Origin of the sequence: Actinoplanes sp. M2I2, assembly GCF_023544445.1 — a bacterium.
In the GTDB taxonomy this organism is placed as follows: domain Bacteria; phylum Actinomycetota; class Actinomycetes; order Mycobacteriales; family Micromonosporaceae; genus Actinoplanes.
This window is the reverse complement of record NZ_JALPVJ010000001.1, coordinates 505580-518167: the sequence shown is the minus strand read 5'-3', so window position 1 is coordinate 518167 and position 12588 is coordinate 505580. Positions and strand designations below refer to the sequence as shown.

Sequence of the window (12588 nt, the reverse complement as noted above, 5' to 3'; positions counted from 1 at the left end):
CCCATTGACGCCGACAGGAGACGCACAGTGAGCAAGACCCTGGTCGTGGTGGTACCGGACGCCGACACCCTGGCCGCGACCGTGGCGTCCCGGCTGATCGCCAAGATCGTGGACGCCCAGGCCGAGCGGGGCTCGGCCGGTGTGGTGCTGACCGGCGGCCGGATCGCCAAGCGGGTGCTGACCGCCCTCCGGACGCTGCCCGAAGCCGCGGCGATCGACTGGACCCGGGTCGACCTGTGGTGGGGCGACGAGCGTTTCCTGCCCGCCGGCGACCCCGAGCGCAACGAGACCCAGGCCCGCGAGGCGCTGCTCGACGCGCTGCCGCTCGACCCGGCCCGGGTGCACGCCATGCCCGCCTCGGACGGCCCCGACGGCGACGACGCCGAGGCGGCCGCCTCGCGGTACGCCGGGGAGCTGCGCCAGGGCGAGGCCGGCCTGCCGCCGTTCGACGTGCTGATGCTGGGGGTCGGCGAGGACGGCCACGTGGCCTCGCTCTTCCCCGAGCACCCGGTGCTCAACGAGACCGTCGGCACCACGGCCGCCGTGCACGACAGCCCGAAGCCGCCGCCCACCCGGATCACTCTGACGATGCCGACGATCCAGTCGGCCGACGAGGTGTGGCTCATCGCGGCCGGCCCCGACAAGACCGACTCGGTCGGCCGGGCGCTCAACGGCGACAAGCTGGTGCCGGCGGCCCACGCGACCGGCCGCACGAAGACGTACTGGCTGCTCGACAAGGCGGCCGCCGCCAAGGCGAGTTAGCGTCTGCTTCGCTCCGGCAGCCGCGCTCTCCGACCATCTGTCGCCGGACGGTGATCGAGGCCACACCGAACGCGGATCATAGACTTCCGGTGTGCAGCCAGAGATCCGCGCCTATCAGCCCTCCGACCTCGACGCCGTCTACGACATCTGCGTCCGTACCGCCGACGCCGGCGGGGACGCCCGGGGGCAGAACAGCTCCGACCGCCTCGTCGGCGACATCTTCGCCGCCCCGTACGTCGTCCTGGAACCCGCCGTGGCCCGCATCCTCGACGACGGACGGGGCAACGCGGTCGGCTACGTCGTCGGCACTGCCGACACGGCCGAGTTCGTACGCCGCTACCGCACCGAGTGGCTGCCCGTCACCGCCGGCCGGTACGGCGACGACCCGCGCGACGAGTTCTGGCTCGAGCTGCACCACAACCCCGAGCGCATGCTGGTGCCCGAGCTCGCCGGCCATCCCGCGCACCTGCACATCGACCTGCTGCCGGAATGGCAGGGCCGTGGTCTCGGACGCGGGTTGATGTGGTCGTTCCTGGCCGGGCTGCACGCGGCCGGCGTGCCGAGGGTGCACCTGGGCATGGCCCCGGCCAACACCGCCGCGCGTGCCTTCTACGACCGGCTGGGCTTCGAGCAGATCGTGGTGCCGTCGCAGCCCGGCGTCATCTACCTGGGCCGCGACACGGCTGTCTGAGAGGGCTCAGTTGCCCCGGCCGCGGCGCTGCCGCAGCTTGGCCAGCGCCTCTTCGAGGATCTTGGCGCCGTCCTCGTCGGTGCGCCGCTCCTTGACGTACGCCAGATGCGACTTGTACGGCTCGGCGCGGGACCGTCCCGGCGGGTTCTGCCGGTCGAGGCCGGCGGGCTGACCGCAGCGCGGGCAGTCCCAGGCGTCGGGCGGCGCCGCCTCGGCGGCGAACAGAATCTCGCTGGCGTGACCTGCCGCGCAGAAATAGGTCACCTCACGCCGCGGGGCGGGCTCGCTGCGCTCGTCGGGGCGGACCGGGGACGAGCCGACCCGGCTGCCACGGATCGCACTGCCACTGGACACGGAGGAACTCCTGTCTCGAGGGCGCTGATGTTTGCTGGCCGAAATCAGGCCGAAACAGAGCAAGAAAAATGCCGCGCGCCCGGCAGAACCGGACGCGCGGCAGATTCTACGACTATGACGCTCCGTCAGGAAGCACGGGGCGGGGAATCAGCTGCCCGGGATGGCGAGCCGGAGCCACAGGCCGAGCCCGACGATGCAGGCGAACCAGATGATGCCCACCAGAACGGTGTAGCGGTCCAGGTTTTTCTCGGCGACCGAGGAGCCCGCGAGGCTGGACGTGACGCCGCCGCCGAACATGCTCGACATGCCGCCGCCCTTGCCGCGGTGCAGCAGGATCAGCAGGGTCAGCAGAATGCTGGTGAGCACCAGCAACACGATCAACGTGTACGCGAACCACATGGGCATAGTCGGGCCGAATCCTCTCGAAGGGCACTGCAGCGGGTCAACAATAGCGTGTGCCCGGGCGCTCTATGCGCCCGGGCACACGGACAGACATCAGCGCGCTACGTGCTCGCGGAACCGGGCGATCGAGGCGAACTCCTCGGCGTCCAGGCTCGCGCCGCCGACCAGGGCGCCGTCCACATCGGGCTGGGCCATGATGGCCGCGATGTTCGCCGCCTTCACCGATCCGCCGTAGAGGATGCGCACAGCGTCGCCGATCTCGGCGCCGTACTTGTCGGCGAGCCGCTTGCGCAGCTCACCGCAGACCTCCTGGGCGTCCTCGGGCGTCGCCGTCTTGCCCGTGCCGATCGCCCAGACCGGCTCGTACGCGACGACGATCTGCTTGACCTGCTCGGGCTTCAGCCCGGCCAGGCCGGCGTCCAGCTGCGACACGCAGTGATCGCGGTGGCCGTCGGCCTCGCGGACCGACAGGCCCTCACCCACGCACAGGATCGGCGTCAGGTTGCTCGCGAAGGCCGCCTTCACCTTCGCGTTGACCAGCGTGTCGTCCTCGTTGTGGTACTCCCGGCGCTCGGAGTGACCGGCCAGCACGAACGTGCAGCCCAGCTTCTCCAGCATGGACCCGGCGATCTCGCCGGTGTACGCGCCCGACTTGTGCTGCGAGATGTCCTGGGCCCCGTACACGATCCGGAGCTTGTCGCCGTCGACCGCGGTCTGCACGGTGCGCAGGTCGGTGAACGGCGGCAGGACAGCCACCTCGACGTCGGTCAGCTGCTGCTCGCTCAGGCTCGCGGCGAGCTTCTGCACCAGAAGGTTGGCCTCGAAGTGGTTGAGGTTCATCTTCCAGTTGCCGGCCATCAGGGGCCGGCGAGCGTCCGCCATCACTTCTCCAGTGCGTCGATGCCGGGGAGGGTCTTGCCCTCGAGGTATTCCAGCGAGGCGCCGCCGCCGGTCGAGATGTGCCCGAAGGCGCTCTCGTCGAGGCCCAGCGTCCGCACGGCCGCGGCCGAGTCGCCGCCGCCGACCACGGAGAAGCCGTCGATCTTGGTGATCGCCTCGGCCACGCCCCGGGTGCCGGCCGCGAACGGCGCCAGCTCGAACACGCCCATCGGGCCGTTCCAGAAGACCGTCCTGGCCGACCCGACGGCCTCGGCGAACAGCGCGACCGACTCGGGACCGATGTCCAGGCCGAGCCGGTCGGCCGGGATCTCGGAGGCCGGCACGGTCACGTGGTCGGCGTCGGCCGAGAACTCGGTCGCCGCGACGACGTCGACCGGCAGCACGATCCGTCCCTGCGCCTCGGAGAGCAGGTCGCGGCAGGTGCCGACCATGTCCTCCTCGAGCAGCGACTTGCCGACCTCGTGGCCCTGGGCCTTGAGGAACGTGAAGCACATGCCGCCGCCGACGAGGAGCTTGTCGACCTTGGGCAGCAGGGCCTTGATCACGGCCAGCTTGTCGGACACCTTCGAACCACCGAGCACCACCACGTACGGCTGCTCGGGGCTCTCGGTGACCTTCTTGAGCACCTCGACCTCCTTGAGGACGAGACCACCCGCGTAGTGCGGCAGGCGGGCCGCCACGTCGAAGACCGAGGCGTGCTTGCGGTGCACCGCGCCGAACGCGTCGTCGACGTAGACGTCGGCGAACCCGGCCAGCTGGTCCGCGAAGGCGCCGCGCTCGGCGTCGTCCTTGGCGGTCTCGCCGGCGTTGAAGCGCAGGTTCTCGAGCAGGAGCACCTGGCCGTCCTCGAGCGCGCCGGCCTTGGCCGACGCGTCCGCACCCACGGTGTCGGCGGCGAAGATCACCGGCGAGCCGAGGAGCTCACCCAGACGGGTGGCGACCGGGGCGAGCGTGTACTTGGGGTCGGGCGCGCCCTTGGGCCGGCCCAGGTGCGACATGACGATGACGCGGGCGCCCGCGTCGCGCAGCGCGACCAGCGTGGGCAGCACCGCGCGGGCGCGGCCGTCGTCGCTGATCACGCCGGGGTTGCTCTTGTCGAACGGGACGTTCAGGTCGGCGCGCACGAGCACGCGCCGACCCGAGACACCCTCGCCGAGCAGGTCGTCGAGAGTCTTCACGATGTGTCAGCCGACCAGCTTGACCAGGTCGACGAGGCGGTTCGAGTAGCCCCACTCGTTGTCGTACCAGCCGACGACCTTGACCTGGTTGCCGATGACCTTGGTCAGGCCGGCGTCGAAGATGCAGGAGGCCGGGTCGGTGACGATGTCCGAGGAGACGATCTGGTCCTCGGTGTAGACCAGGATGCCCTTGAGCGGGCCGTCCGCGGCCGCCTTGATCGCGGCGTTGACCTCGTCGACCGAGGTCTCCTTGCCGGCGGTGAAGGTCAGGTCGGTGGCCGAGCCGGTGGGGATCGGCACCCGCAGCGCGAAGCCGTCGAGCTTGCCCTTGAGCTCGGGCAGCACCAGGCTGACGGCCTTGGCGGCACCGGTCGAGGTCGGCACGATGTTGAGGGCGGCGGCGCGGGCGCGACGCAGGTCCTTGTGCGGGCCGTCCTGCAGGTTCTGGTCCTGGGTGTAGGCGTGGATCGTGGTCATGAGGCCACGCTCGATGCCGATCGTGTCGTTCAGGACCTTCGCCATCGGCGCGAGGCAGTTCGTGGTGCAGGAAGCGTTCGAGATGATGGTGTGCTTCGCACCGTCGTACAGGTTGTCGTTGACGCCCATGACGATGGTGATGTCTTCGTTCTTGGCCGGGGCCGAGATGATGACCTTCTTGGCACCCTGGTCGACGTGCGCCTTGGCCTTCGCGGCGTCGGTGAAGAAGCCGGTCGACTCGATGACGACGTCGGCGCCCAGGTCGCCCCAGGGCAGGTTGTTGGGGTCCTTCTCGGCGTACGCCTTGAAGGTCTTGCCGGCGACGGTGATCTCGTCGGCGGTGGCCTTCACCTCGTGCGGCAGGCGGCCGAGGATCGAGTCGTACTTGAGCAGGTGAGCCAGCGTGGCGTTGTCGGTCAGGTCGTTCACGCCGACGATCTCGATGTCCGCACCCGAGGCGAGAACCGCCCGGAAGAAGTTGCGGCCGATACGGCCGAAGCCGTTGATGCCAACCCGGATGGTCACAGGTGGATCTCCTCGTTTCGGTCCGCCGGAATATGCGACCGGCGGAGGGGTCTGCGTTGCCGACCATGTCGAGGGCCGGCAGAGGGGCGTCCGGTCGCCGCGCCTGAAGCTGTGTGAGGCGCCGCGTCAGACTGGCGGCGCACAGCGCGGTCGGCCGAGCTGCCGGCACCGTCGCCGTCGGTAAGACCCTATCCGAGACCTCCCGGAAACTTTCCGAGGGGTCACGACCCCACCCTGCTGCGACGCCACCGTTAACCAGCACTTCTCCTACCGGACAACACGGCCGTACGCGGTGTGACAGTGACCGAGCGCAACGACACCGGACAGCGCGGCGGCCGGCCCGGTGGCCGATCAGCAGGCCATCATCTCCGGGGTGACGGCGGCCTCGGTGTCGGGGATGCCGAGATCACGGGCGCGCTTGTCGGCGAGGGCGAGCAGACGCCTTATACGGCCGGCGATCGCATCCTTGGTCAGCGGTGGGTCGGCCAGCGCGCCCAGCTCCTCCAGCGACGCCTGCCGGTGCTCGAGGCGCAGCCGGCCGGCCGAGGTGAGGTGGTTGGGAGCCTCGTCGGCCAGGATCTCCAGGGCCCGGGTGACCCGGGCGGCCGCGGCGACGGCGGCGCGGGCCGAGCGGCGCAGGTTCGCGTCGTCGAAGTTGGCGAGCCGGTTGGCCGTGGCCCGCACCTCGCGGCGCACCCGGCGCTCCTCCCAGGCCAGCACACTCGAGTGCGCCCCGATGCGGGTGAGCAGCGCGGCGATCGCGTCGCCGTCCTTGATCACCACGCGGTCGACGCCGCGCACCTCGCGGTCCTTGGCGGTGATGCCGATGCGCCGGGCCGCGCCCCGCAGGGCCAGGGCGGCCTCGGGGCCGGGACAGGTGATCTCCAGGGCGCTGGAACGGCCGGGCTCGGTGAGCGAGCCGTGCGCCATGAAAGCGCCCCGCCACGCGGCGACCGCGCAGCAGACGTTGGCCGAGACGACGTGCGGCGGAAGACCCCGCACGGGACGGCCACGCACGTCGAGCAGGCCGGTCTGGCGGGCCAGCGCCTCACCGTCCTTGACGATGCGCACGATGTAGTGGCTGCCCTTGCGCAGCCCACCCGACGCGAGGACGTGCACCTCGCTGGGGTACCCGTAGACATCGGCGATCTCGCGCCGCAGCCGCCGGGCCACCGCACCGGTGTCGAGCTCAGCCTCGACCACCACGCGCCCCGAGACGATGTGCAGGCCGCCCGCGAACCGGAGCAACGCCGCCATCTCGGCCCGCCGGCAGCATGGCTTGGGCACGTCGACCCGGCTCAGCTCATCCTTGACCGCTGCCGTCATAGCCATCGTGTTGTCACCTCATGCGCCGGATCTTGAACAGTGAGTGCCGCATTACGCCCTTGCTTTAACGATCGGCACCGAGGACAGGCACCAGGGCAACGCCCAACGATGCAGGATCATGCTTCGGGCTGCCGTCCGCAACGGCCACGGGGGCCAGGACCAGGCGGGCGCCCAGAGCCTCCGCGGCCCGGCGCACCGGCTCGGGCTCGCCCACCCAGCGCCCGTCGGCCAGCACGACGTCGACCCGCAGACCGGGCTGATGCCAGTGCAGGGCGGCCAGATGGTCGGCGGCCGACAGGCCGAGCGTCTCGTTCTCGCTGGCCAGGTTGAGCGTGACCAGCCGCCGGGCCGGGCTTTTCATGATCGCCTCGGCCAGCCCCGGCACCATCAGGTGCGGCAGCACGCTGGTGAACCAGCTGCCCGGGCCGAAGATCAGCCAGTCGGCCTCGCCGATCGCGGTGATGGCCTGCGCGCAGACCGGCGGGTCGGCCGGCTCGATGCGGACGGCCTCGACGTGCCCGTGCGCGACCGCCACGGCGTGCTGACCGCGCACGGTGACGATCTCGTCCGGATGCTTCGGGTCGGCCCCGCGGACGTCGGCCTCGATGCCGATCGCGTGCCGGGCCATCGGCAGCACCCGCCCGCGCGCGCCGACCATGGCGGCCGCCTGATCGAGGGCCTCCACCGGGTCGCCCAGCATCTCCATGAGGCCGAGCAGCAGAAGGTTGCCGACGGCGTGCCCCACCAGCGGGTCGGGACCCTCGCCACCGACCGCCGAGATCTCGGCGAAGCGATACTGCAGCAGTTTGGCGGTGCGCTGGGTGGTTGGCTGGTCGTCGGCCAGCGCCGCGAGCGCCTGACGCAGGTCGCCGGGCGGCAGCAACGCGTCGCGCTCGGCCAGCAGGCGCCCGCTGGAACCACCGTCGTCGCCCACGGTGACCACCGCGGTGATGTCCAGATCGAGCTGGGCGGCGCTGCCCCGCAGGGCACGCAGCGAGGCGCTCAGCCCGTGGCCGCCGCCGAAGGCCACCACGCGTACCGGGGGCATGGTCACTCCCGCCCCAGGTCGCGGTGGGACGGGTGCGCGGCCAGGCGCATGTCACGCAGCTGGGCGGTGAGCTCCTCGGCGATCGCGACGCTGCGGTGCTTGCCCCCCGTGCAGCCGACGGCCACGGTCAGGTAGCGCTTGCCCTCACGCTCGAAGCCCGTCGCGGTGGCCGCGATCAGACCCGCGTACGTCTTCACGAAGTCGCCCGCGCCCTCCTGGTCGAGGACGTACGAGCTGACCGCGTCCTCCAGGCCGGTGTGGTCGCGCAGCTCGGGCACCCAGAACGGGTTGGGCAGGAAGCGGGCGTCCATCACGTAGTCGGCGTCCGGCGGCAGACCGTACTTGAAGCCGAACGAGAGCACAGTGATGCGCAGCCGCCGCACGTCCTCGCCGCCGAACAGCTCCTCGACGCGACGGCGCAGCTGGTTCACGTTCAGGTGGCTGGTGTCGATGATCACATCAGCCTGCTCGCGGGCCTCCTCGAGCAGCTTGCGCTCGGCCGTGATGCCGTCGGCGAGGCGGCCGTCCCCCTGCAGCGGGTGCGACCGGCGCACCGACTCGAAGCGGCGGATCAGCACGTCGTCCTCGGCGTCGACGAAGACGACCCGCGGCGAGAAGCCACGCTCGCGCAGAGCCCGGATGGCGCCGGCCAGGTCGGTGGAGAAGGCCCGGCTGCGGACGTCGAGAACCATCGCCGTACGCCGCGCGGCCCCGCCGGCCTGGAAGGCGAGCTGAGCCATGTCGAGCATCAAAGCCTGCGGCAGGTTGTCGACCACGTAGAAGCCGACATTCTCCAGCGCGCGGGCAACCGTGCTGCGCCCACCGCCGGAAACCCCGGTCACGACCACCAAGTCGGTGGTCACCTCGTCGGGATCGGTCGCGTCGGCCACGAACTCCGGCATCGACTCGGTCACGCACGCCTCCCAGCGTCGCTTCGCCCGCGCCCCCGGCGGACACAACATCCTAGGCCGAAGCTGGGGCCGGCATCCGCTCGGAGGCATGTCATCCATCCGATCGGTGCCTCTGCTCCGGTCGTCACAACAGATCCTCTGCTCGGTCGCCACGACACCGCTGAACCAGCTCCGCCTGTCACAACACCGGCACGCCGTCCCGCCTTCCGCCCGGACGCACGTTTTTCGATCTTGCTTCGTGCGGCCAAGCCATCCCGAGCCCCCTCCCTCCCGGGGCAGGGAGACCCTACTCGCTCGCAAGAGCGCCGGCGCGTTGTCCACAGGGGGCGGCCCGGCCGGCCGAGCGTTGTCCACAGGCAGCGTGGCGAGGCGCTTCTTCCGCCACGCTGTCCCGGTGACCGAACGACGACGAACGCACCTGCGGCGACGGCGTCTCAGGCCGGGACCCCTCAGGCCGGGACCCCTCAGGCCAGGACGCGGCGAGGCGCCACTCCTACGGCCGGGACGTCTCGGTCCAGGACGCTTCAAGCCGGGTGGCTTTGGGCTTGGACGCCTTGGACCGGTTGGCACCGGCCTTGGTGCGGCCCGCTCCCCCGGCCGGCACGGTGCCGGGCTCGGCTGCGCCGCCCTGTTCGGCTGCGCCGCCCTGCTCGCCTGCGCCGCCCTGATTGGCCGGTCCGGCCTGGTCAGACGCGCCGTCTTGGCCAGCCGAGCCACCTTCGCCCATTGGGCCACCCCGGTCCACCTGGCCGCCTTCGTCCGCAATGCCACCCGGGTCCGCGGAGCCTCCCTGGTCGGCCCGGCCACTCTGGTCGGCCCGGCCACTGTCGTCCGCCAGGCCGCCCTGATCCACCAAGCCGCTCCGGTCGGCCCGGCCACCGTCGTCCGCCAGGCCGCCCTGATCCACCAAGCCGCTCCGGTCGGCCCGGCCACCGTCGTCCGCCAGGCCGCCCTGATCCACCAAGCCGCTCCGGTCGGCCAGGCCGCTGTCGTCCGCCGGGTTGCCCTGGTCCACCGGGTCGCTCTGGTCGGTCGGCTTGGCCTTGTCGGGGTTGAGGGCCGCCAACAGCGTCTCGGCCGTGCGCCGGCCGATCCCGGGGATCTCGGTGATCTCCTCGGGCGTCGCCGCGGCCACCCGTTTGAGCGATCCGAAGTGGCGCAGCAGCGCCTTGCGGCGGGTCTCGCCCAGCCCGGGCACGTTGTCGAGGGCCGAGGCGGTCATCCGCTTCGAACGGCGCTGCCGGTGGAACGTGATCGCGAAGCGGTGGGCCTCGTCGCGGACGCGTTGCAGCAGATAGAGCGCCTCGGAGGTGCGCGGCAGGATCACCGGGAAGTCCTCCCCCGGCAGCCACACCTCCTCGAGGCGCTTGGCCAGGCCGCACAGCGCCACGTCGGTGATGCCCAGGTCGGCCAGCACGGCGGCGACGGCGTTCACCTGCGGCTGGCCGCCGTCGACGACGACCAGCTGGGGCGGATAGGCGAACCGGCGAGGCCGGCCGGTCAGCGGGTCGATGCCCGGCAGGTCGGCGGTGGCGATCTCGTCGCCCTCGCCCAGGACGGACGCCTCCGTCTTTCCGGCGGGGGCCTCGACGGCGGCGGACGCGGTAGCTGCCGTTCCGGTGAGTGCCCCACCGGCGGCCGACTCGGCGGCTGCTGCCGCCTCTGTCCAACTGGGGACGGCCTCACCGACGCCGGACGAAGCAGCGCCACCAGCGGTCGACCCGCCGGTGGCCGGCTCACCGCCCGGCCCGTCCAGCTCATCGGGGTCGTCGGGGTCGGGGCGATCCTGAGGGGCGTCGGCGCCGGGACGGGCGCGGAAGCGGGCGAAGCGGCGCCGCATCACCTCGCTCATCGCGGCCAGGTCGTCGGTGCCGCTGCCGTCGGGGTTGCCGCGGATGGCGAAGCGCCGATATTCGCTCTTGCGGGCCAGGCCGTCCTCGAAGACGACCATCGAGGCGACCACGTCGGTGCCCTGGATCTGCGAGACGTCGAAGCACTCGATGCGCAGCGGCGCCGTGTCGAGGCCGAGCGCCTCGGCGATCTCGTCGAGCGCCTTGCTGCGTGTGGTCAGGTCGCCGGCCCGGCGCAGCTTGTGGCGCTGCAGGGACTCGCCGGCGTTGCGGGCCACCGTCTCGAGCAGCGAGCGCTTGTCGCCGCGCTGGGGCACGCGCAGCGAGACGCGGCTGCCCCGGTGGTCGGAGAGCCAGTCGGCCAGCGCCCCGGCGTCGTCGGGCAGCGCGGGCACGAGCACCTCGCGCGGCACGTCGCCCTCGCCCTCCTCGCCGCCGTAGACCTGGCTGCAGAAGTGGTGGACGAGGTCGCCGGTGCTCAGGTCCTCCACCTTTTCGACGACCCAGCCGCGCTGACCGCGGACCCGGCCGTCGCGCACGTGGAAGACCTGGACCGCCGCCTCGAGCGGGTCCTCCGCGAAGGCGACGACGTCGGCGTCGGTGCCGTCGCCGAGCACGACGGTCTGCTTTTCCATGGCGCGGCGCAGGGCGGCGATGTCGTCGCGCAGACGCGCGGCCCGCTCGAACTCGAGCTCCTCGGAGGCCTGCATCATGTCGCGCTCGAGCCGCTTGACGAACGTGTCGGTGCGCCCGGCCATGAAGTCGCAGAAGTCGTCGACGATGGCGCGATGCTCGTCGGCGCTGACCGAGCCGACGCACGGGGCCGAGCACTTGCCGATGTAGCCGAGCAGGCAGGGGCGGCCGATCTGACCCGCTCGCTTGAAGACGCCGGCCGAGCAGGTGCGCGCCGGGAAGACGCGCAGGAGCAGGTCGAGCGTCTCGCGGATGGCCCACGCGTGCGAATAGGGACCGAAGTAGCGGACACCCTTGCGCTTGGCGCCGCGCATCACCTGCAGCCGTGGGTACTCCTCGTTGAGCGTCACGGCGAGGAACGGGTAGGACTTGTCGTCCCGGTATTTGACGTTGAAGCGCGGGTCGAACTCCTTGATCCAGGAGAACTCGAGCTGCAGCGCCTCGACCTCGGTGCCGACCGTCACCCAGTCCACACTGGCCGCCGTGGTCACCATCTGCTGCGTGCGCGCGTGCAGCGACCAGGTGTCGGCGAAGTAGGAATTCAGCCGGTTCCGCAGATTTTTCGCCTTGCCGACGTAGATGACGCGGCCGGTCGGATCGCGGAAGCGGTAGACGCCCGGCGACTCGGGGATCGTTCCCGGCGCGGGGCGGTAGCTGGAGGGGTCTGGCACAGACTCAACACTAGTGCGGGGGACTGACATGATTACCCGACCGGAGGTCCGTCGCCGCCGCCACGGCACGGACCTCCGGCCGGATCAAGTCGCCGGGAAAGACGCCGGCAGCACAGCCACCGGCAGCCAAGCCGCTGCGAGCCCAGCTACCGGGAGCCGAGCCGCTGAAAGCACAGCCACCGGCAGCCAAGCCGCTGCGAGCCCAGCTACCGGGAGCCGAGCCGCTGAAAGCACAGCCACCGGCAGCCGAGCCGCTGGGAGCACGGTCAGGCCGCGACGATGTTGTCGCCGTCCACCTTGACCTTGGTCTCGGGCAGGGCCTTGGTGGCCGGGCCCGAGGTCGGCTCGCCGGTCTCGATCGAGAACTTGCTGTTGTGGCAGGGGCAGGAGATCTGGCCGCCGTCGATCTTGTTGACGTCGCAGCCGGCGTGGGTGCACACCTTGCTGAACGCCTTGTACGTGCCGGCCACCGGCTGGGTGATCACGAGGTCGCCGGCGATGATGCCGCCGCCCTCGGGGATGTCGCCCGTGGCCGCGAGGGCCGAGCCGCCGGCGTCGCCGGAGCCGCCGCTGTCGCCGTTGCCGGGGCCCGCGCTGCCGGCCGGGCCCGGGGTGTCGCTGAAATCGGTGCCGTTGGTGTTGCTGGACGGCGTGGCCGTGCCGCAAGCCGCCAGGACGGCCGTGGCTCCCGCGGCGCCGGCGCCGAGCAGGACCAGACGGCGCGTCGAGGCCGTAGCCGGACGTCGGGGTTCCTCCTCGCGGAGCTCCTCGGCGTCGGTCGTGGTCTGCACGTCTGTCAT

General features: G+C 71.5%; 11 protein-coding genes and 1 pseudogene. 2 read left to right on the top strand and 10 right to left on the bottom strand.

Features of this window, described 5'->3' with window-relative positions; genetic code table 11:
- Positions 1 to 27 precede the first annotated feature (27 nt).
- Together pgl and HJC40_RS02450 are read left to right on the top strand one after the other, a co-directional pair.
- Positions 28 to 762 (top strand): 6-phosphogluconolactonase, encoded by a 735-nt coding sequence (gene pgl, locus HJC40_RS02455; protein WP_249997946.1) that lies wholly within the window; start codon positions 28 to 30, stop codon positions 760 to 762.
- Positions 763 to 853: 91 nt separating this feature from the next.
- Positions 854 to 1453, top strand: coding sequence for a GNAT family N-acetyltransferase (locus tag HJC40_RS02450; protein ID WP_249997945.1), 600 nt, complete (start codon positions 854 to 856; stop codon positions 1451 to 1453).
- A 6-nt stretch (positions 1454 to 1459) separates the two neighbouring features.
- Here the strand turns inward: HJC40_RS02450 and HJC40_RS02445 are convergent, their stop codons facing one another.
- From HJC40_RS02445 to HJC40_RS02400, 10 genes and pseudogenes are all read right to left on the bottom strand, one after another.
- Positions 1460 to 1807: an RNA polymerase-binding protein RbpA gene (locus HJC40_RS02445; protein WP_249997944.1), complete on the bottom strand. Its 348-nt coding sequence runs from the start codon at positions 1805 to 1807 to the stop codon at positions 1460 to 1462.
- Between the two features lie 147 nt (positions 1808 to 1954).
- Positions 1955 to 2212: a preprotein translocase subunit SecG gene (gene secG, locus HJC40_RS02440; protein ID WP_249997943.1), complete on the bottom strand. Its 258-nt coding sequence runs from the start codon at positions 2210 to 2212 to the stop codon at positions 1955 to 1957.
- 90 nt (positions 2213 to 2302) lie between these two features.
- Positions 2303 to 3091 (bottom strand): triose-phosphate isomerase, encoded by a 789-nt coding sequence (gene tpiA / locus HJC40_RS02435; RefSeq protein ID WP_249997942.1) that lies wholly within the window; start codon positions 3089 to 3091, stop codon positions 2303 to 2305.
- Positions 3091 to 4287: a phosphoglycerate kinase gene (gene pgk / locus HJC40_RS02430; RefSeq protein ID WP_249997941.1), complete on the bottom strand. Its 1197-nt coding sequence runs from the start codon at positions 4285 to 4287 to the stop codon at positions 3091 to 3093. The genes tpiA and pgk overlap by 1 nt, the downstream gene beginning before the upstream one ends.
- 6 nt (positions 4288 to 4293) lie before the next feature.
- Positions 4294 to 5289, bottom strand: coding sequence for a type I glyceraldehyde-3-phosphate dehydrogenase (gene gap, locus HJC40_RS02425; protein ID WP_249997940.1), 996 nt, complete (start codon positions 5287 to 5289; stop codon positions 4294 to 4296).
- A gap of 351 nt (positions 5290 to 5640) precedes the next feature.
- Entirely contained in the window at positions 5641 to 6621 is a 981-nt protein-coding gene (gene whiA / locus HJC40_RS02420; RefSeq protein ID WP_249997939.1) for a DNA-binding protein WhiA, read from the bottom strand.
- A 58-nt stretch (positions 6622 to 6679) separates the two neighbouring features.
- Complete coding sequence (yvcK, locus tag HJC40_RS02415) at positions 6680 to 7663, bottom strand: uridine diphosphate-N-acetylglucosamine-binding protein YvcK (RefSeq protein ID WP_249997938.1); 984 nt, start codon at positions 7661 to 7663, stop codon at positions 6680 to 6682.
- Positions 7664 to 7665: 2 nt separating this feature from the next.
- Complete coding sequence (rapZ, locus tag HJC40_RS02410; protein ID WP_249998217.1) at positions 7666 to 8565, bottom strand: RNase adapter RapZ; 900 nt, start codon at positions 8563 to 8565, stop codon at positions 7666 to 7668.
- 1036 nt (positions 8566 to 9601) lie between these two features.
- A pseudogene (gene uvrC, locus HJC40_RS02405) lies at positions 9602 to 11818 on the bottom strand (excinuclease ABC subunit UvrC); the annotation flags it as partial.
- A 236-nt stretch (positions 11819 to 12054) separates the two neighbouring features.
- Complete coding sequence (locus HJC40_RS02400; RefSeq protein WP_249997936.1) at positions 12055 to 12588, bottom strand: Rieske (2Fe-2S) protein; 534 nt, start codon at positions 12586 to 12588, stop codon at positions 12055 to 12057.

Coding starts and splice junctions, on each gene's coding strand:
- secG (WP_249997943.1), bottom strand. CDS start 2,212: ATGCCCATGTGGTTCGCGTACACGTTGATCGTGTTGCTGGTGCTCACC.
- tpiA (WP_249997942.1), bottom strand. CDS start 3,091: ATGGCGGACGCTCGCCGGCCCCTGATGGCCGGCAACTGGAAGATGAAC.
- whiA (WP_249997939.1), bottom strand. CDS start 6,621: ATGGCTATGACGGCAGCGGTCAAGGATGAGCTGAGCCGGGTCGACGTG.
- yvcK (WP_249997938.1), bottom strand. CDS start 7,663: ATGCCCCCGGTACGCGTGGTGGCCTTCGGCGGCGGCCACGGGCTGAGC.
- rapZ (WP_249998217.1), bottom strand. CDS start 8,565: ATGCCGGAGTTCGTGGCCGACGCGACCGATCCCGACGAGGTGACCACC.
- HJC40_RS02400 (WP_249997936.1), bottom strand. CDS start 12,588: ATGACAGACGTGCAGACCACGACCGACGCCGAGGAGCTCCGCGAGGAG.